We start from the raw sequence: 18555 nt of genomic DNA, 5'->3' as shown, positions 1-18555 counted from the left end.
CGATGAGCGACGTCATGGTGGACGTGCACGGCGTTCACAAGAGCTTCGGGCCGCTCGAGGTGCTGCGCGGCGTCGACCTGCAGGTCCGGGCGGGCGAGGTCACCGTGATCCTCGGCCCGTCCGGATCCGGGAAGTCCACGCTGCTGCGCACCATCAACCATCTGGAGAAGCTGAACCGCGGTTGGATCAGCATCGACGGGGAGCTGATCGGCTACCGCCGGTCCGGCGGCAAACTGCACGAACTCAAGGAGAAGGAGGTGCTGAAGCAGCGCACCCACATCGGGTTCGTCTTCCAGAACTTCAATCTCTTCCCGCACCTCACCGTGCTGGAGAACCTCGTCGAGGCGCCGGTGTCAGCGTTGCGACGTCCGCGTAAGGACGCCGTGGCGGCGGCCGGGCGGCTGCTGGAGCGGGTCGGTCTCGCCGACAAGGCGGGCGCCTACCCGCGTCAGCTGTCCGGCGGGCAGCAGCAGCGCGTGGCCATCGCCCGCGCGCTCGCCCTCGAACCGAAGGTGCTGCTGTTCGACGAGCCGACCTCCGCGCTCGACCCGGAACTGGTCGGCGAAGTCCTGGACGTCATCAAGGACTTGGCCCGCATCGGGACCACCATGATCGTGGTGACCCATGAGATCGGCTTCGCCCGCGAGGTCGCCGACACCGTGGTGTTCATGGACGGGGGAGTGGTGGTGGAGCAGGGGCCGCCCTCGGACGTCCTGGACGCTCCCCGGCATGAGCGCACCCGCGCCTTCCTCTCCAAGGTCCTGTGACATACGCAGCCCTCTGACCGCCGCGCAGAGGGCCCGGCGGTGCGCAGCCGCCGGGCCCTCAGAATTCCGTCACTTGGCGGTGATGCGCAGAACGCCGGTCACCGTCCCCTGGTAATAGACCCCGCCCGGCGCCGCCGTACCCGCCATCTGGAGCGAGTCGTAGAGGGAGCCGACGCCGACCTGGAAGCTGCGGGTGACCTTCCCGGTGTCCGGGTCGATCTCGGCGTAGCGGTACGGGTCGAGGAGGCTGGTGCCGGACGTGCCCGGAATCAGGGGATCGCGCAGGACGGTGTGCAGCTTGCCGTCCGCCAGGGACAGCTTGGGCACTGCCGCCGACCGCAGTGTGTTGTCCCACGCCAGATCGCAGCCGGAGCCGTCGGCCCGCACGTCCACCCGGGTCAGACCGCCCTTGAAGTCCGCCGAGGCGGGCACACTGTCCCCGGCGTCGGCCGGCACCGCCGGATACGGGTAGCCGTACGTACTGGCGACGAAGACGCTGCGGCCCGCGCCGATGGGGGAGTTCTCGCTGCCCGCGCCACCGGACAGGAGCACCGGTGTCGAGCAGATCCGGCGGCCGGTCGCCGTCTCGTACACCTGGAGCTTCACCTGGCTGTCCGCGTTGTCCACGATGGCCACGTAGTCGGTGCCGTCACCCGGCCCGAAGAAGGTGGGCGTGGAGCCGCTGCCCCAGCTGAGTTGACCCGGCTTGCGAGCGGAGCCGCGGTCGTACTCCTGGCGCCAGGAGATGCGCGGGGTGCCGTCCGCGGTCGCGGTCAGCAGGTAGGTGGCCTGCGTGGTGGTGACGAGGGTGCCCTGGGGCGCGGTGGAGATGCTGTTCGCCACTTTCTCGCCGTTGGGCAGTTGCAGGGTGCGTACGGTGCCGGTGCGGTCGTCGGCGGTGCCCACCAACCCGTTCCCGGTCGCGAACCACACGCGTCCCTGCCAGTCCGGGGACAGTCCGGTCACCGCGTCGTCCTCGGGGATCGCTGCGGTCAGCGACAGACTCTTGTCGATCGTCAGGGTCCAGTCGCCGTCCGCGTCCAGGTGATGGCCGACCCGAAGCAGTGACCTGCTGCCGTCGATCACGACCAGCCGGTCGTCCTGATCGATGTAGGCGTACACGCCACCCAGCAACGACCCCTTGGTGAGGGCGAGTTCGGCAATGGAGCTGCCGTCGTCAGGGTCGAGGAGATGGACCGTGGGGACCTGTCCGAAGATGGGCGTGCACAGCGCCACGGGGTAGCCGTCGGACCCGACCAGCACGGTCGGGCAGGCCGACGCCAGCGCCGCCCGGGTCGAGGTGAGGGTGCCGGTTCCCGGCCCGGGCAGCGGGGTGGTGTCCGAGGACCCGGTGTCCCCGTGCATGGTGGCCGTGCCGTCCGGGCCGGTGTACGGGTTGTGCGGCGGCGCAGGGGTGAACACCGAGCCGGCGGCGCTCGCGGGGGCCGCCGACACGGCGACGGAGACCACCGCCGCGGTGAAGGCGGTGGCCAGCGCTGTGCGCAGCCGCGAACGGGCATGAAGGGCGGAGGACAATCGGGTCTCCTGGGGAAGGGAAGTCGGAATATGGCCGGCTCCGGGCGCGTCCCGATCGACTGCCGCACAGCACATATCGGCAAGGAGAGAAGAACCCTGGAAATGCCCGGCGAATTACGCACCATGATTCGATGCGGCGGCCAAAAGGAAATGATCGGCCCACGACTGAGAATTCCTGGACAGTCGCGCGGGCAGCCATGCGGCGGGAAGGGTCTGGTCAGGCGCGTCACATGGACGTGTGCGCGGCATCGGCGCAGGCCATCCGGGGTCGACACAGGCTGGCGGACAGGCGAACCAGGTCGACATGGCGCCGCGCCGTCAGAAAGAGTCCCGGATACATGCCGGGAAGAAAACCAAGAGATACGTGTCCCTGTCAAGCAGCGGGCGCGGGTGCTATTCCATGACGAATCGGACGGCTGGTGCGAGGGGGATGTTTCAGCCTCGAATCACGGCATTTACTTGGGAGTTGGCCATTTATGCCGTGTGCCGCTGCGCCTACCGCATCGGACGATCACCAAGCCGGATGTGTCCCGGGGCGGCGACCACGCCGGGGCTCTACGAAGCCGGAAGACGCGCATTGACATTCCTTCCAGCGGCTGTCTACCTTACGGCGCAGAACGGTCATGAGTGTCAGCGACAAGCCCTGGCTTGCTGGCCGGCAACCCTCGCGTCGCGGTGGGGTGCCCCAGGTGACGACCGGACCGGATCTTGGTTTTCGGTAAGCGCGAGGCCCCGCGGGGGCGGAACGGTGACGGTGACGGCGATGTACGCAGCTCCGGGGATGGCCGCATGGCGGCGCCACGGCCGCGTCACGACGTGCGCGAACCGTCCCGTCGATCTGCTCCGGGTCAACAGTGCACTGTGTTGCGTCTCCTGTCGCGTTCTCTGTCAGGGCTGACGGCTTTTCTGAATCCCGTCACGGCTGACGGCTTGCTGCATCACTGACGTTTGCCGCCGTCGCAGCGTTCTCTTTCCGACCCACCCCCGCTCCGCCCGCTCCAGTGCGCTTCGTCCCGCAGAGCTGTTCCCGCTCTGCTGCGCCGTCGTCGCCTGCGTGGCCGTGTGTCCGAATCTGCTGGAGTCCTCCATGAGTGAACCCCCAGGCTCTGCTGTGTCCTCCGGCTCAGCACCCCCTGCCCAGGCGATCCCCCGCCCCGAACCATCTCCGGCCTCCCCGGCCGTGCCGGTTTCCGTACGTTCTCCGGAGCCGACCGAAGCCCCCGACGAAGGGCCCAAGCGATCCGACCGCGACTCCGCGCAGCGGCCGCTCTCGGCGCAACGGGTGCTTCCGCTCCGCCGCCCCGGCCGATGGATCGCCACCGCCGTCGTCCTCGTCCTGGTCGTCCAGATCGGCCACGGGCTGGTCACCAACCCCTTCTACCAGTGGGACCGATTCGGGTACTGGTTCGTGCGCCCGGTGATCGTCGACGGCCTGCTGATCACCCTTCAAGTCGCTGCGTACAGCGCCTTGCTGGGCCTGCTCGGCGGCATCCTGCTCGCCCTGGGCAGGCTCTCCAGGAGCCCGGTGCTGCGGGCGGTCAGCTGGGTCTACATCTGGCTGTTCCGCTCGGTGCCGCTGATCGTCGTGCTGCTGTTCCTCTACAACTTCAGTGCGCTGTACAAGACGTTGAGCATCGGTGTGCCGTTCGGGCCCGCCTTCTTCAGCTTCGACGAGTCGCGTCTCGCCACCGACATCGTCGTGGCGGTCGTCGGTCTCAGCCTCAATGAGGCGGCCTACGCCGCCGAGGTGGTCCGCGGCGGCATCCTTTCGGTCGACCAGGGCCAGCACGAGGCGGCATCGGCGCTCGGTCTGCCCAAGCGCTACCAGTTCGTCCGGATCGTCTTCCCGCAGGCACTGCGGGCCATCACGCCCAACTATGTCAACCAGCTGATAGGCCTCATCAAGAGCACCTCGCTGGTCTTCTACGTGTCGCTCCTCGACCTGTTCGGCTCGGTGCAGACGATGGGCAGCACCTATCCGGGTGACATCGTGCCGCTGCTGCTGGTCGCCACCATCTGGTACTTGATCCTCACCAGCGTCGTCTCCGTCATCCAGTTCTACGTCGAGCGGTACTACTCGCGTGGTGCAGTGCGCACCCTCCCGCCGACTCCGTTGCAGAAGCTGCGGGCCGGCGTGCGCGACCTGCGGGCCCGTATCCAGAGGGAGGCGGCGATATGACCACCACGAAGAGCACCACAGAGGACACGATCAAGAGCGCTTCCAAGACGACGGAGCGCGCTTCCAAGGCCACCGAGCGCGCTTCCAAGACCGCCTCCGAGGCAGTCCCCGCCGCGGTCGAGGTCCATGACGTGCACAAGTGGTACGGCACCCACCGGGTCCTGGACGGCGTGGACCTGACCGTACGGCCCGGCGAGGTCACGGTGATCCTCGGACCGTCCGGCTCCGGCAAGTCGACCCTGCTCCGGGTGATCAACCACCTGGAGAAGCCCGAGATCGGCTACGTCAGCCTGAACGGGGAGCTGATCGGCGTACGCCGGCACGGTGAGCGGCTCAAGGAGCTGAGCGAACGCGCGATCCTCACGCAGCGCAGCCGGATCGGCTTCGTTTTCCAGAACTTCAACCTCTTCCCGCACCTGACCGTGCTGGACAACGTGGCAGCCGCGCCCGTGGCGACAGGCCTGCTGCGCAAGCCCGAGGCCCAGGAACTGGCGCGCTCCCTGCTCAGCCGGGTCGGCCTCGGCGACAAGACCGCGGCCTACCCGCGGCAGTTGTCCGGCGGCCAGCAGCAGCGGGTGGCCATCGCCCGCGCCCTCGCGCTGCGCCCCGGGGTCATCCTCTTCGACGAACCCACCTCCGCGCTTGACCCGGAACTGGTCGGCGAGGTGCTGGCCGTCATCAAGGACCTGGCCACCAGCGGCACCACCCTGGTCATCGTCACCCACGAGATCGGCTTCGCCCGTGAGGTCGCCGACCGGATCGTCTTCCTCGACGGCGGCCGGATCGTCGAGCAGGGGCCGCCGTCCGAGGTGCTGGACAACCCGAAACACGAGCGGACCAGGGAGTTCCTGAGCAAGGTGCTCTGACCTCCGCCTCCAGACTCCCCCAGAAAACCACCACCGCCGAACACCAAGAACAAGGACAGCCATGCGCACCCTCCGCTTCCGTAGCAGACTCATCCGCAGCCTTACGGCAGGCACCGCCGTCGCCACGCTCGCCGCCGGGCTCGCCGCCTGCGGGGGCGACAGCGACGCCGCCACCACCAAGGCCGACGCCGCGGGCACCGTCACCGTGGGCCAGCTGTCCAACGGAGCCGCCAAGCAGACCGAGTTGAAGGTCTCCGAGGTGAAGTCGATCAGCGCCGAGCTGCCCGATTCCGTCCGTAAGAGCGGCAAGCTGGTGATCGGTGTCGGTGCCCTGCCCGACGGCTTCCCGCCCCTCGCGTACGTCGGCTCGGACCAGAAGACCCTCACCGGCGCCGAGCCCGACTTCGGCCGCCTGGTCGCCGCGGTCCTCGGCCTGCAGCCGGAGCTGAAGAACTCGACGTGGGAGAACATGTTCGTCGGCATCGACAGCGGCAAGGTCGACGTGGCGTTCTCCAACATCACCGACACTGAGGAGCGCAAGAAGAAGTACGACTTCGCCTCCTACCGCAAGGACAACCTCGGCTTCGAGGTGCTGAAGAAAAGCACGTGGAACTTCGAGGGCGACTACGAGAACCTCGCGGGGAAGACCGTCGCCGTCGACAACGGCACCAACCAGGAGAAGATCCTCCTCGAGTGGCAGTCCAAGCTGAAGAAGGAGGGCAAGAAGCTCACCGTCAAGCATTTCGCGAGCAAGAACAGCACCTACCTGGCGCTGACCGGCGGGAAGATCGACGCCTACTTCGCCGCCAACCCGGGTGTCGCGTACCACATCACGCAGACCGCCAAGTCGCCCAACGCGACGCGTAGCGCGGGCACCTTCTCCGGCGCGGGCACCTCGCTCCAGGGCCTGATCGCGGCGACCTCGAAGAAGGACAGCGGAATAGCCAAGCCGGTCGCGGACGCTATCAACTACCTGATCAAGAACGGTCAGTACGCGAAGTGGCTGGCCGCCTGGAACTTGTCCAACGAGGCCGTCAGCACCGCGGAGGTCAACCCGCCCGGTCTGCCGGAGAACAACTCCTGATCACGGACGGAGACCCGAAACCGCCATGTCGACCAGCCTGCACGCGCCGCAGCCACAGAGCCAAGGCGCGCCGCACATCCTGGACAACCCGGCCTGGGCCGCGCTGACCGGCCCGCACGCCCGGTTTGCCGAGCGCGTCGGCCGCGCCGCCCGCTATCCCGCGGACGTCTCCCCGTTCACGGCCCTCGCCGATCCGGCGGACCCCCGTGCCTGGGAGGACCTCGCCGCGCTGGTGGGGCCGGGAGGCGAGACGGCTGTCCCGGGAGTGACGACGCCGCCCGACGGGTGGGAGCTCGTGGCGGCCATCAAGGGCGTGCAGCTGGTCGACACGTCGCTGCGTGCCGAGCCCGCACCGGAAGCGGTGCGGCTCGGTCCGACCGACGTACCGGAGATCCTGGAGCTGATCGCCCTGACCGACCCGGGGCCCTTTCTGCCCCGCACCGTCGAACTGGGCACGTACCTCGGCATCCGGCACGAGGGCCGGCTGATCGCCATGGCCGGCGAGCGGCTGCGCCCGCCGGGCTGGACGGAGATCAGCGCGGTCTGCACCGACCCGGCGCACCGCGGCCGGGGCCTGGCCACCCGACTGGTCCGCGCGGTCGCGGCGGGCATCAGGGAACGCGGAGACACCCCGTTCCTCCACGCTTCGGCCGCGAACACCGGGGCGATCCGGCTCTACGAGTCGATCGGCTTCACGCTGCGCCGCCACACCGATTTCCTCCTGGTCCGTGCCCCGGGCGGCCGCCCGGCCGACGCGGAAGGCGGCCGTGCTGCCTCGCACGAGTAACTCTGGCGCCTCCGACTCTGGCCGGCGGAATAGGCGGCGTAGCAGAAGCGTTGTGGGTCACGGCAACATGGTTTCCGAGGTCGGCGGCCGGTCTTGCGGTCGCCGGCTGCCCGAGGGCGATGTCGGCGCATCCGCGCCTCAAGCACACGAGTCGGAGGGGTGGAGGTGACAGTCATGGCACCCCAGTCCCGCCCGCGTGTCATGGTCCTCGCCCCGCGCCGCCGTGTCCGCCTCTACTCCCGGCCCCACATCGACCTGCAGCGCGTGGCCGGCGCGCTCTGTTGCTCCTGACCTGTTGTCCCGAAGCCGACCACCCGTCCGGTGAGGTTCGGCTCTCTCATACGGTCGATCAGGAAGGCACCTCCCCGTGTCCTCATCTTCTGCGCTGCCTGCTTCCTCACTTTCTTCACCCGTTTCTTCCACTCCGCTGCATCTCGCCGTCGCGCTCGACGGCGCGGGCTGGCATCCGGCCGCATGGCGCGAGCCGGTGGCCCGCCCCCGGGATCTGTTCACCGCCAAGTACTGGGCCGACCTCGTCGAGGAGGCCGAGCGCGGCCTGCTCGACTTCGTGACGTTCGAGGACGGCCTAGGGCTCCAGTCCTCGCACTTCGCGGAGCCGGACGGCCGTACCGACCAGGTGCGCGGGCGGCTCGACGCGGTGCTCATCGCCGCCCGCGTGGCCCCGCTGACCCGCAACATAGGACTCATACCGACCGTGGTGGCCACCCACACGGAGCCGTTTCACATCTCCAAGGCCATAGCCACCCTCGACTACGTCAGCACCGGTCGCGCAGGCCTGCGCATCCAGGTGTCGGCGCGACAGAACGAGGCGGCCCACTTCGGCCGCCGTGAGTTCCCGCGGTTCGGCATCGGGGACCTGGACAACCCGGGCGTAAGGGAGTTGGTGGCCGAACTCTTCGACGAGGCCGCCGACTATGTCGAGGCGGTCCGTCGGCTGTGGGACAGCTGGGAGGACGACGCCGAAATCCGGGACGTCGCCACCGGCCGCTTCATCGACCGCGACAAGCTGCACTACATCGACTTCGAGGGCAGGCACTTCAGCGTCAAGGGCCCCTCCATCACCCCGCGGCCACCGCAGGGACAGCCGGTCGTCAGCGCCCTGGCGCACCAGACCGTGCCCTTCCAACTCGTTGCCCGTTCCGCCGACATCGGGTACGTCACCCCGCACGACACCGACCAGGCCCGTGCCATCGTCGACGAGATCCGCACGGAACAGGCCGCGGCCGGGCGCGCGGAGGAACCCCTGCACATCTTCGGCGACCTCGTGGTGTTTCTCGACGACGACCCCACAGCGGCGGCAGCCCGCCGGGACCGCCTCGACGGCCTCGCCGGATATGAGTACACCAGCGACGCGAAGGTGTTCACGGGCACGCCAGCACAGCTCGCGGACCTGCTCCTCCAGTGGCAGCAGGCCGAACTGACCGGCTTCCGGCTGCGCCCCGCCGTGATCGGCCACGACCTCGAGGCGATCACCCGCGGCCTGGTGCCCGAACTGCAGCGCCGCGGCGCCTTCCGGCGTTCCTACGAGGCCGACACCCTGCGCGGGCTGCTCGGACTCTCCCGCCCCGCCAACCGCTACTCCCCCAAGCTCTCGGCTTCGCTCGAGCAGGGGGCACCCCCAGCTGCCACCGCTGCCGCCACCGCCTGAGCCGGAGGGACCGTACGACCATGAGCAAGCCGCTGAAGCAGATCCATCTGGCCGCCCACTTCCCCGGCGTCAACAACACCACCGTGTGGAGCGACCCCGAGGCCGGCAGCCACATCGAGTTCAGCTCGTTCGCGCACTTCGCGCGGACCGCCGAACGCGCCAAGTTCGACTTCCTGTTCCTCGCCGAGGGGCTGCGCCTGCGCGAACAGGGCGGGAAGATCTACGACCTGGACGTGGTGGGTCGCCCCGACACCTTCACCGTCCTGTCCGCCCTCGCCGCGGTCACCGAACACCTCGGCCTGACCGGCACCATCAACTCCACCTTCAACGAGCCCTACGAGGTTGCCCGCCAGTTCGCCAGCCTCGACCACCTCTCGGGCGGCCGCGCCGCCTGGAACGTCGTCACCTCGTGGGACGCGTTCACCGGCGAGAACTTCCGCCGCGGCGGCTTCCTGCCGCAGGAGGAGCGGTACTCGAGGGCCAAGGAGTTCCTCAGCACGGCGAACGAACTCTTCGACTCCTGGCACGGTGACGAGATCATCGCCGACCAGGGGACCGGAATCTTCCTGCGCGACGCGAAGGCCGGAGCCTTCGTGCACCAGGGGCAGCACTTCGACATCGAGGGCCAGTTCAACGTCCCGCGGAGCCCGCAGGGCCGCCCGGTGATCTTCCAGGCGGGCGATTCAGACGAGGGGCGGGAATTCGCCGCGGCCGGCGCCGACGCGATCTTCAGTCGGTACAGCACCCTCGATGCCGGCCAGGAGTTCTACGCGGACGTTAAGGGCCGCCTCGCGAAGTACGGCCGCACCCACGACCAGTTGCTGATCCTGCCCGCGGCGACCTTCGTCCTCGGTGACACCGACGCCGATGCCGCGGAGCTGGCCCGTGAGGTACGCCGCCAGCAGGTCAGCGGCGCCACCGCGATCAAGCACCTGGAGTTCGTCTGGAACCGCGACCTGTCCGCGTACGACCCGGACGGCCCCCTTCCCGACATCGACCCCGACCTCGGCGAGCACACCATCGCCCGCGGCCGCGCCCAGGTGCGCATGTACCGCGACCCGCTGGCCATCGCCCGCGAATGGCGGGAGCTCGCGGCCGCCAACAAGTGGTCGATCCGCGACCTGGTCATCGAGACCGGCAACCGCCAGGCGTTCATCGGCTCCCCGGCCACGGTCGCCGAGACCATCAACGACTTCGTGCAGGCCGACGCCAGCGACGGCTTCATCCTCGTCCCGCACATCACCCCGGGCGGCCTCGACGTCTTCGCCGACACCGTCGTCCCGCTGCTGCAGGAGCGCGGCGTGTTCCGCACCGAGTACGAGGGCACGACCCTGCGCGACCATCTCGGCCTGGCCCTCCCCCACTCTCGGCTTCGCTCGAGCGGGGGGACCCCCATCGACGCCGACGCGCCGGGCGAGCGGGCGGCGTTGTGAAGTTCCTCGCGATCACCCTCATCATCCACGCCCCGCACCCGGTGACCGGCGTCCAGAAGCCGACCAACGAGCGCTTCCGCGAGGTGATCGACAACGCTCTGCTCGCCGAGGAACTGGGCTTCGACGGGTTCGGCGTGGGGGAGCGGCACGAGCGGCCGTTCATCTCCTCCTCGCCGCCGGTCGTGCTCAGCCATATCGCCGCGCTCACCTCCCGCATACGGCTGTTCACCGCCGTCACCACGCTCAGCCTGCTCGATCCGGTGCGTGCGTACGAGGATTACGCGACCCTGGACCATCTGTCCGGCGGGCGGCTCGAGTTGATCATCGGCAAGGGCAACGGCGAAGCCCAGCGCGAGCTGTTCCATGTCACACCCGAGGACCAGTGGGACCGCAACGCCGAGAGCTATGAGCTGTTCCGCCGCATCTGGCGCGAGGACAAGGTGACCGCCTCGCCGCGCTTCCGCCCCGAGCTGGCCGATGCCGAGGTGTGGCCCCGGCCGTTCCAGCAGCCCATCCGGGTGTGGCACGGCAGCGCGACGAGCCGGGAGTCCGTCGACCTGGCCGCTCGCTACGGCGACCCGCTCTTCTCGGCGAACGTCACCAACCCCATCGAGCCGTACGCCGAACTGATCCGCTACTACCGGGAGCGGTGGGAGCACTACGGCCACGACCCGGCCGACATCGCGGTGGGCGCGGGAACGGCGGGGCTCCATGTGGCCCGAACCTCGCAGGAGGCGATTGCCGCATACCAGCCGGTGTTCGAGGGCTATCTCGCCTTCCAGAAGCGGCTCGGCGTCGAGCCGGTGTTCCCGACCCTGGAGGACTTCGTCGAGCGCAGCTCCGCGCTGATCGGCAGCCCTCAGCAAGTGATCGAGAAGGTGCACCGCTACCACGAGCAGTTCGGGCACACCGTGCTGCACCTCCACGCGGACGCGGGCGGGCTCACCGACGCCCAGCACCGGGCCTCGCTGGAGCTCTTCCAGTCCGACGTCGCCCCCGTCCTGCGACGCGAGATTCCCGACCCGCCGTTCGCCTGGGGACCGGTGTTCGCCGAGCCGCAACCGGACCGGGAGCCCGCCTCCCTCCCTACCGCCCACTGAGGAGAACCCCGACCATGTCCAGCATCCCCCTCGGGGTCCTCGATCTCGTCCCGATCTCGTCCGGCTCCACCGCCACCGAGGCGCTGCGCAACTCCATCGATCTGGCCCAGCAGACGGAGCGGTTCGGGTACGCGCGCTACTGGTTCGCCGAACACCACCTCAACCCGGGCGTGGCCGGCACCTCGCCCGCCGTCGTCCTGGCCCTGACCGCCTCCGCGACCTCGACGATCAGGCTCGGCTCGGGGGCCGTGCAACTCGGTCACCGCACCGCCCTGTCCACCGTCGAGGAGTTCGGCCTGATCGACGCCCTGCACCCCGGCCGTCTCGACCTGGGCCTCGGCCGCTCCGGCGGCCGTCCGCCCGGGCAGTCGGCCACCCCGCTGCCGACCACGACCCCGGTCGTCGACGGGCGCGCCCCCAACGGGCTGCGGATCCCGCCGAAGTTCTCCTTCGAGCACCTGCTCGGCTCACCCCGGATCGCCCTCCAGCGCAAGCTGCTCCAGCTGCCGGGCGCCGAGTCGCAGGAGTACGGCGAGCAGATCGACGACATCCTCGCGCTGCTGGCGGGCACCTACCGGTCGCGCGACGGCATCGAGGCGCGCGCAGTGCCGGGCGAGGGCGCCGACGTAGAGGTCTGGATCCTGGGCAGCAGCGGCGGTGAGAGCGCGCAGGTCGCGGGCCGCAACGGCCTGCGCTTCGCCGCGAACTACCACGTCAGCCCGGCCACGGTCCTCGAAGCGGTGGAGGGCTACCGCGCCGCGTTCCAGCCGTCCGACGTCCTCGACAAGCCGTACGTCAGCGTCTCCGCCGACGTCGTCGTCGCCGAGGACGACGAGACCGCCCGAGAACTCGCCACCGGCTACGGCCCCTGGGTCCGCAGCATCCGCACCGCCGAGGGCGCCATCGAGTTCCCCACGCCGGAAGAGGCCCGCGCCCACGCCTGGACCGACGCGGACCGGGCCCTCGTCCAGGACCGCATCGACACCCAGTTCGTCGGATCCCCTGCACGCGTCGCCGACCACCTGGAGCGCCTCCAGGAGGCCACCGGCGCCGACGAACTGCTGATCACCACCATCACGCACGGCCACGCCGATCGGGTGCGGTCGTACGAGCTGCTTGCTCAGGAATGGCGACGGCGGTGAGCCGGCTCACCGCGCAGCAATTTGACATTAGGTGCCCTTATGAAAGATAAAGAACATGCTTTGGGCATTAATTCACGCAGCGTGACAGTCGTGGCGTGACCGCCGATGACCGCCTACGTGAATGAGTGAAATCGTGTCCCCTGCCGCCGCCCCCGACCTGCAGAACGAGCCCGCAGGGCAGTGGGAGACGTGGCGCGCCGAGCGGCGGCGCTCGGTCACTTCGCCCACCGGGAACCTCGCCCTCGTCGAGACCCGCTGGCTCCCGGCCGGTGAGCGCCCCGACCTCGACGCGGCCCGTGCCGGACAGCCGGAGACCGTGACGGTCACCACAGTCGAGCGCACCGACCTCGTCACCGGCGAGGCCGAGTACGGCCTGCGCTTCTGGGACGCCCAGTCCCCGGCGATCGAGAACTTCGAGCGCGTCGACGCCTTCCCGTACGACCCGGCGTGGGTCCTGGAAGCCGACTACACCCCGGTGCCGGGCGCCCGGCGCGTCGCCTTCGAGCACATCCGGGACAACGGCGGCACCCGCGACCTCGTCGTGCCCGGCGATATCTCCCTCACCGTCGACGGCCGCGATTACACGCTGAGCGCCTTCGACGACGACGGCACCCTGCTGCTCGTCTTCGGAGACCCCACCAACGGTGACAGCACCTACGGTGCCGGACGCTTCCTCTTCGTCACGCACACCGGCGAGGGCCGCGCCCTCCTCGACTTCAACCGTGCCTTCGTGCCGCCCTGCGGATTCTCCGATCAGTACAACTGTCCGATGCCGCCGCGGCAGAACCGCTTCCACCTGCCCGTCGAGGCCGGCGAGAAGCGCCCCGTCTTCCGCGACGGCTTCCTCGCGCAGCACTGATCACCCAGGCTCTTCACTTCCTCGCAGTACGAAAGCGTGCGTTCCTTCATGAGCATCAAGAAGACCTCTCTGTACGGCACCGCCACCGCCGCCACCCTCGCCCTGACCCTCACCGCCTGCGGCGGGGGCTCCAGCGCCGGCGACGCCTCCGGCGGCACGTACGACAAGAACGCCACCGTCAACATCGGCTCCCTCTACGAGCCGCAGAACCTCGACAACACCGCGGGCGGCGGCCAAGGCGTCACCGAGGCCCTCAACGGCAACGTCTACGAGGGGCTGTTCAAGCTCACGGACGAGGGCAAGGTCGAGAAGCTGCTCGCCCAGGACTACAAGGTCAGCGGCGACGGACTCACGTACACCTTCACCCTGCGCGACGGTGTGAAGTTCCACAGCGGCAAGGCGCTCACCAGCCAGGACGTCAAGTACAGCCTGGAGAAGGTGATCGCGGAGGACTCGCAGTCCGCGCGCAAGAGCAACCTCGAGGTCATCAAGGACGTCGCCACCCCCGACGCGAAGACCGTGAAGGTCACGCTGTCGCAGAAGTCGATCTCCTTCGTCTACAACCTCTCCTACGTCTGGATCATCAACTCCGAGGCGAAGAACCTCAAGACGACCGAGGACGGAACCGGCCCGTACAAGCTGAACAAGTGGACCCGCGGCTCCGCCCTCAGCCTCGACCGGTTCTCCGGTTACTGGGGTGACGCGGCCGCCAACAAGCAGGTCGTCTTCCACTACTACAAGGACGCCACGGCGCTGAACAACGCGCTGCTGACCAACGCCGTCGACGTCGTCACGAGCGAGCAGTCCCCTGACGCCCTCGATCAGTTCAAGAACAACCAGAACTACAAGGTCAACGACGGCAACTCGACGACGAAGCTGCTCCTGGCCTTCAACGACAAGGCCAAGCCGTTCACGGACGTCAAGGTCCGCCAGGCCGTCTCCGCCGCCATCGACGACAAGAAGCTGCTCGAGTCCGTCTGGGGCGGCTACGGCAAGCTCATCGGCTCCATGGTGCCGCCCACCGACCCGTGGTACGAGGACCTCACGAAGGTCGACGCGTACGACACCGCGAAGGCCAAGAAGCTGCTCGCGGAGGCCGGTTACGAGGACGGCTTCAGCTTCACGCTCGACACCCCGAACTACGACCCGCACCCGACCGCCGCGACCTTCATCAAGTCCCAGCTCGCCAAGGTCGGCATCACCGTCAAGATCAACACGATCACGCCCGACGAGTGGTACACGAAGGTCTACAAGAACCACGACTTCACGGCCACGCTCCAGGAGCACGTCAACGACCGCGACCTGGTCTGGTACGGCAACCCCGACTTCTACTGGGGCTACGACAACAAGCAGGTCCAGAAGTGGGTCGAGCAGGCCGAGGAGGCGTCCTCCACGGCCGAGCAGACCGAGCTGCTGAAGAAGGTCAACCGCCAGACCGCCGAGGACGCGGCCAGCGACTGGCTGTACCTGTACCCGCAGATCGTCGTCGCCGGCAGCAAGCTGTCCGGCTACCCGGTCAACGGCCTCAACTCGCAGTTCTTCGCCTACGACATCAAGAAGAAGGGCTGATGGCGCGGTATCTCCTGCGCCGCCTCGCCTTCCTGCTGGTGTCGCTGGCGCTCGCGAGCGTCGTGCTGTTCGTGCTGCTGCGCATGCTGCCGGGCGACCCCGCCAACGCGCTGACGTCGGTGGGCGCGAGCCCCGAGCAGATCGCGGCGGCACGGCACTCCATCGGCTCCGACAAGCCGCTGCCCGAGCAGTTCACGCACTGGATCGGGCAGCTGGCGACCGGTGACCTCGGCACGTCGTTCGTCAGCTCGCTACCGGTCGCGCCCGAGGTCGGCTCGCGGCTGAATGTCACGGTCCCGCTCACGCTCGCCGCGTTCGTGCTGGCCGTCCTCATCGCCGTCCCTGCCGGTTTCGTAGCCGCGTACAAGCGACGCACCTGGTACGGCGCGCTGCTCAGCGGGGTCTCCCAGCTGGGCATCGCCGTACCGGTGTTCTGGCTCGGCATGATCCTCATCGCCGTGTTCGCGCTGAACGCGGGCTGGCTCCCGGCAGGCGGCTTCCCGCCGGACGGCTGGGCGCAGCCCGCCGAAGCCGTCCGCTCCCTCGTCCTGCCCGTCGTCACGATCGCGCTCGTGATGAGCGCCTCACTCATCCGCTACGTGCGGTCGGCCACGCTCGACGTCCTGGACAGCGACTATCTGCGCACCGCCCGCGCGCTGGGCTCGTCGTTCGGGCGCGCCATGTGGCGGCACGGGCTGCGCAACGCATCGGTGCCGGTCATCTCCATCCTCGGCATCGAGCTGGCGTCCACGCTGCTCGGCGCGGTCGTCGTGGAGTCCGTGTACGCGCTGCCCGGCCTCGGCTCCATGCTCGCGACCGGCATCGCGCAGCACGACTATCCCGTCATCCAGGGCGTGTTGTTCGTGTCCACGTTCGCGGTGCTGATCATCGGATTCGCCGCCGACCTCGTCCAGCGGATCATCGACCCACGGCTGCGGGGCAGGCTGTCGGGAGGCGCCCGATGACACAGACGGAACTGATAGCGCAGACAAAGCAGACGCCGGAGCCGAAGCGGTCGGCAAAGCGCTCGTACACCCTGATCGTCGGCTGCGTGCTCGTCGGCCTGATCGCCCTGCTCGCGCTGATCTCGCTCGTGTGGCTGCCGTACACCCCCGACGACACGTCCGGCGGACGGCTCACGGGCCCTGCCGGAGAACATCTCCTGGGCACGGACAAGCTCGGCCGCGATCTGTTCACCCAGCTGATGACCGGCTCCCGGATCGCCTTCGAAGCGGGCCTGGGATCGGTGCTCATCGCGGCCGCCGTCGGCGTCACGCTGGGCGTGCTGGCCGCGTTCGCGCAGGGCTGGCTCGACGACACGCTCTCCGCGTTCCTCGACATCCTGATCGCCTTCCCGACGCTCCTGCTGGCGATGCTCATCGTCGCCGCCCGCTCGGCCTCGCTGGGCTCCGCCGTGCTGGCGATCGGCCTCGCGCAGAGCGCGGTCGTCGCGCGGCTGGTGCGCATCCTGGTCAAGCGGGTCCTCGCGCAGGACTACATCACAGCCGCCCGGACATCGGGCACGTCGTGGCCGCGGATCGTGGCCGGGCACGTGCTGCCCAACATCTGGCCGACACTCGTGGTGAACCTCGCCCTCCAGTTCGGGCTCGCGGTGCTGGCCGAGGCCGGTCTGTCGTACCTGGGCCTCGGAGCGCCGCCGCCCAACGCCTCGTGGGGCCGCATGCTCCAGGAGGCGCAGGCCACCTTCACCACGGCCCCGGCGGGCGCGCTGGCCCCCGGCATCCTGCTCGTCGTCCTCGTCATCGGCGTGAACATGATCGCCGACGGTCTGCGCGACACCCTCGACCCGGCGGCCCGGCGGAGGCGCGCGTGAACATCCTCGACGTACGCGAACTGACCATCCGGGCGCCCGACGGGCGCACCCTCGTCGACCGGCTCGCGCTGACCATCGCCCCCGGCGAACGACTCGGCCTCATCGGCGAGTCCGGTTCCGGCAAGTCGCTCACCACTCTCGCCGTGCTCGGCCTGCGGCCCGAGGGGATGACGGCCACCGGCAGCGTCGAGCTCGCCGGCACGCAGATCGTGGGCGCGAGCGAGAAGCAGCTCACGGGCGTACGCGGCCGGGACGCCGCCATCGTCTTCCAGGAGCCGCTCACCGCACTCGACCCCCTGATGCGCGTCGGCAAGCAGATCGCCGAACCGCTGGCCAGGAGGCGGGGGCTGAAGGGCGCCGCGCTGAAGCGGGCTGTGGCAGAAGCGCTGGAGCAGGTGCGGCTGCCCGAGCCCGACCGCATCGCCCGCGCCTTCCCGCACGAGATCTCCGGCGGCCAGCGGCAGCGCGTCGCGCTCGCCATGGCGCTGGCCTGCGACCCGAAGCTGCTGATCGCGGACGAGCCCACCACCGCGCTCGACGTCACGGTGCAGTCCGAGATGCTCGACCTGCTCGACACCCTCGTACGGGAACGGGACATGGCGGTCCTCTTCGTCAGCCACGACCTCGCGGTCGTCTCGAAGGTCACCGATCGCGTCCTGGTGATGAAGGACGGACGCGCCGTGGAGGAGGGCGACGTGCGCGAGATCGTACGGACCCCGCGTGAGGAGTACACCCGGGCGCTGGTGGCCAGCGCGCGGCAGCTGGAATCGGCCCTGGACCTGAGGAGCGCGCGATGACGCCCGTACTGGAGCTGAGCGCTGCCTCCTTCGCATATCGGGGAAGCGCCTCGCCCGTCGTCGAGGACATCTCCCTCGACGTCGAGGCCGGGCGCAGCCTTGCCCTCGTCGGCGAGTCGGGCGCCGGCAAGACGACCCTGTTGCGGCTGCTGCTCGGGCTCGCCCGGCCCACCTCGGGCGCCGTCCGCTTCGACGGCGACCCGCTGAACCTGCGCGACCGCGAGCAGATGCGCCGATTCAGGCGCAGTGTGCAGTGCGTCTTCCAGGATCCGTACTCGTCGCTCGACCCGCGCCAGCGCGTCGGCAGCATCGTGTCCGAACCACTGCGCTCCCTCGGCATCGACAGCCGGCGGACGGCCATGCCCAAGGTGGCCGAGGCCCTGGAGCGGGTCGGACTGCCCGCCGACGCCGCCGAGCGCTATCCGCACGAGTTCTCCGGCGGCCAGCGCCAGCGCATCGCGATCGCCCGCGCGACCGTCTGCGACCCGCGGGTCCTGCTCGCCGACGAACCCGTCAGCGCCCTCGACGTCACGACCCGCGTCAAAGTCGTCGATCTGCTGAGCGAGTTGAAGGAAGAGCGCGGCCTGACCCTCGTCATGGTCTCCCACGACCTGTCGGTGGTCGCCTCGCTGTGCGAACACACCGCGGTCCTCGAGAGCGGCCGCATCGTCGAACAGGGCGACACCGCACAGGTGCTGGGCGCTCCTGCCCATTCGTACACCCGTCGTCTGGTGGAGAGCGTGCCGCGCCTGCCTGCCTGATCCCACCTCAGTTTGCAAGCCGAGCGGCCGACAGGGTCGGGCGTCGGCCGTGTTCAAGGGCAGCTATCACGACCTCGCGAATACCGACTCGTCGCCCGGCAGACATCGCCGGTAATCCGCCTATGGGTGCACGGTATTTCCGCAGCACAACCCGTGTCCGGGATGTGGAATC

Annotated in this window: 18 protein-coding genes and 1 riboswitch; of the genes, 16 read left to right on the top strand and 2 right to left on the bottom strand. The window is 69.2% G+C overall.

The features are described from left to right. Positions 1-2: 2 nt before the first annotated feature. Positions 3-767 carry an amino acid ABC transporter ATP-binding protein gene (locus ABT009_RS07650; protein WP_351290671.1) on the top strand — a complete coding sequence of 255 codons (765 nt, stop codon included), beginning with the start codon at positions 3-5 and terminating at the stop codon, positions 765-767. Between the two features lie 69 nt (positions 768-836). Here the strand turns inward: ABT009_RS07650 and ABT009_RS07645 are convergent, their stop codons facing one another. Then, positions 837-2333: an NHL repeat-containing protein gene (locus ABT009_RS07645; protein WP_502989840.1), complete on the bottom strand. Its 1497-nt coding sequence runs from the start codon at positions 2331-2333 to the stop codon at positions 837-839. A 196-nt stretch (positions 2334-2529) separates the two neighbouring features. Then, positions 2530-2643, bottom strand: coding sequence for a putative leader peptide (locus ABT009_RS07640; protein ID WP_351290668.1), 114 nt, complete (start codon positions 2641-2643; stop codon positions 2530-2532). Between the two features lie 279 nt (positions 2644-2922). After that, positions 2923-3034, top strand: a riboswitch (SAM riboswitch). 356 nt (positions 3035-3390) lie between these two features. On the opposite strand from ABT009_RS07640, the gene ABT009_RS07635 reads away from it, so the two are divergent. The 15 genes from ABT009_RS07635 to ABT009_RS07565 all read left to right on the top strand — a co-directional run bounded on the left by ABT009_RS07635 (position 3391) and on the right by ABT009_RS07565 (position 18383). Then, positions 3391-4482, top strand: coding sequence for an amino acid ABC transporter permease (locus ABT009_RS07635; protein WP_351290666.1), 1092 nt, complete (start codon positions 3391-3393; stop codon positions 4480-4482). Further along, positions 4479-5348, top strand: coding sequence for an amino acid ABC transporter ATP-binding protein (locus ABT009_RS07630; RefSeq protein ID WP_351290664.1), 870 nt, complete (start codon positions 4479-4481; stop codon positions 5346-5348). Before ABT009_RS07635 ends, ABT009_RS07630 begins: the two co-directional genes overlap by 4 nt. Positions 5349-5409: 61 nt before the next feature. Beyond that, on the top strand, positions 5410-6432 hold the full coding sequence (locus ABT009_RS07625; protein WP_351290662.1) for an ABC transporter substrate-binding protein: 1023 nt from the start codon (positions 5410-5412) through the stop codon (positions 6430-6432). A gap of 25 nt (positions 6433-6457) precedes the next feature. Next, positions 6458-7219 (top strand): GNAT family N-acetyltransferase, encoded by a 762-nt coding sequence (locus ABT009_RS07620; protein WP_351290660.1) that lies wholly within the window; start codon positions 6458-6460, stop codon positions 7217-7219. 174 nt (positions 7220-7393) lie between these two features. Next, the gene (locus tag ABT009_RS07615) at positions 7394-7510 is read left to right on the top strand and encodes a putative leader peptide (protein ID WP_351290658.1); all 117 of its coding nucleotides are present in this window, start codon (positions 7394-7396) and stop codon (positions 7508-7510) included. 76 nt (positions 7511-7586) lie between these two features. Continuing rightward, a complete protein-coding gene (locus ABT009_RS07610; protein WP_351290656.1) occupies positions 7587-8888 on the top strand; it encodes an LLM class flavin-dependent oxidoreductase in 1302 nt (433 codons plus the stop codon). A gap of 20 nt (positions 8889-8908) precedes the next feature. Further along, positions 8909-10321, top strand: a complete 1413-nt coding sequence (locus ABT009_RS07605) for an NtaA/DmoA family FMN-dependent monooxygenase (protein ID WP_351290654.1) — start codon at positions 8909-8911, stop codon at positions 10319-10321. Then, positions 10318-11421 (top strand): LLM class flavin-dependent oxidoreductase, encoded by a 1104-nt coding sequence (locus tag ABT009_RS07600; RefSeq protein WP_351290652.1) that lies wholly within the window; start codon positions 10318-10320, stop codon positions 11419-11421. Before ABT009_RS07605 ends, ABT009_RS07600 begins: the two co-directional genes overlap by 4 nt. Positions 11422-11435: 14 nt before the next feature. Next, complete coding sequence (locus ABT009_RS07595) at positions 11436-12563, top strand: MsnO8 family LLM class oxidoreductase (RefSeq protein WP_351290651.1); 1128 nt, start codon at positions 11436-11438, stop codon at positions 12561-12563. Between the two features lie 121 nt (positions 12564-12684). Then, positions 12685-13422 (top strand): DUF1684 domain-containing protein, encoded by a 738-nt coding sequence (locus ABT009_RS07590; RefSeq protein WP_351290649.1) that lies wholly within the window; start codon positions 12685-12687, stop codon positions 13420-13422. A gap of 48 nt (positions 13423-13470) precedes the next feature. Beyond that, positions 13471-14991 (top strand): ABC transporter substrate-binding protein, encoded by a 1521-nt coding sequence (locus ABT009_RS07585; RefSeq protein WP_351290647.1) that lies wholly within the window; start codon positions 13471-13473, stop codon positions 14989-14991. Next, on the top strand, positions 14991-15956 hold the full coding sequence (locus ABT009_RS07580; protein WP_181864193.1) for an ABC transporter permease: 966 nt from the start codon (positions 14991-14993) through the stop codon (positions 15954-15956). Before ABT009_RS07585 ends, ABT009_RS07580 begins: the two co-directional genes overlap by 1 nt. Continuing rightward, positions 15953-16825 carry an ABC transporter permease gene (locus ABT009_RS07575; protein ID WP_351290645.1) on the top strand — a complete coding sequence of 291 codons (873 nt, stop codon included), beginning with the start codon at positions 15953-15955 and terminating at the stop codon, positions 16823-16825. Before ABT009_RS07580 ends, ABT009_RS07575 begins: the two co-directional genes overlap by 4 nt. Next, on the top strand, positions 16822-17622 hold the full coding sequence (locus ABT009_RS07570; protein WP_351290643.1) for an ATP-binding cassette domain-containing protein: 801 nt from the start codon (positions 16822-16824) through the stop codon (positions 17620-17622). The genes ABT009_RS07575 and ABT009_RS07570 overlap by 4 nt, the downstream gene beginning before the upstream one ends. Beyond that, the gene (locus ABT009_RS07565) at positions 17619-18383 is read left to right on the top strand and encodes an ABC transporter ATP-binding protein (RefSeq protein WP_351290641.1); all 765 of its coding nucleotides are present in this window, start codon (positions 17619-17621) and stop codon (positions 18381-18383) included. Before ABT009_RS07570 ends, ABT009_RS07565 begins: the two co-directional genes overlap by 4 nt. Positions 18384-18555 lie beyond the last annotated feature (172 nt).

This window comes from Streptomyces sp. NPDC002896, from assembly GCF_040295225.1.
GTDB lineage: Bacteria > Actinomycetota > Actinomycetes > Streptomycetales > Streptomycetaceae > Streptomyces.
The sequence above is the reverse complement of the archived record's forward strand: the minus strand, read 5'-3'. Positions and strand labels throughout refer to the sequence as shown.

Excerpts from the sequence above, each read along its gene's own strand:
- ABT009_RS07650 (WP_351290671.1), top strand. The coding sequence starts at position 3 with ATGAGCGACGTCATGGTGGACGTGCACGGCGTTCACAAGAGCTTCGGG.
- ABT009_RS07640 (WP_351290668.1), bottom strand. The coding sequence starts at position 2,643 with ATGTATCCGGGACTCTTTCTGACGGCGCGGCGCCATGTCGACCTGGTT.
- ABT009_RS07635 (WP_351290666.1), top strand. The coding sequence starts at position 3,391 with ATGAGTGAACCCCCAGGCTCTGCTGTGTCCTCCGGCTCAGCACCCCCT.
- ABT009_RS07630 (WP_351290664.1), top strand. The coding sequence starts at position 4,479 with ATGACCACCACGAAGAGCACCACAGAGGACACGATCAAGAGCGCTTCC.
- ABT009_RS07625 (WP_351290662.1), top strand. The coding sequence starts at position 5,410 with ATGCGCACCCTCCGCTTCCGTAGCAGACTCATCCGCAGCCTTACGGCA.
- ABT009_RS07620 (WP_351290660.1), top strand. The coding sequence starts at position 6,458 with ATGTCGACCAGCCTGCACGCGCCGCAGCCACAGAGCCAAGGCGCGCCG.
- ABT009_RS07615 (WP_351290658.1), top strand. The coding sequence starts at position 7,394 with ATGGCACCCCAGTCCCGCCCGCGTGTCATGGTCCTCGCCCCGCGCCGC.
- ABT009_RS07605 (WP_351290654.1), top strand. The coding sequence starts at position 8,909 with ATGAGCAAGCCGCTGAAGCAGATCCATCTGGCCGCCCACTTCCCCGGC.
- ABT009_RS07595 (WP_351290651.1), top strand. The coding sequence starts at position 11,436 with ATGTCCAGCATCCCCCTCGGGGTCCTCGATCTCGTCCCGATCTCGTCC.
- ABT009_RS07590 (WP_351290649.1), top strand. The coding sequence starts at position 12,685 with ATGAGTGAAATCGTGTCCCCTGCCGCCGCCCCCGACCTGCAGAACGAG.
- ABT009_RS07585 (WP_351290647.1), top strand. The coding sequence starts at position 13,471 with ATGAGCATCAAGAAGACCTCTCTGTACGGCACCGCCACCGCCGCCACC.
- ABT009_RS07580 (WP_181864193.1), top strand. The coding sequence starts at position 14,991 with ATGGCGCGGTATCTCCTGCGCCGCCTCGCCTTCCTGCTGGTGTCGCTG.
- ABT009_RS07575 (WP_351290645.1), top strand. The coding sequence starts at position 15,953 with ATGACACAGACGGAACTGATAGCGCAGACAAAGCAGACGCCGGAGCCG.
- ABT009_RS07565 (WP_351290641.1), top strand. The coding sequence starts at position 17,619 with ATGACGCCCGTACTGGAGCTGAGCGCTGCCTCCTTCGCATATCGGGGA.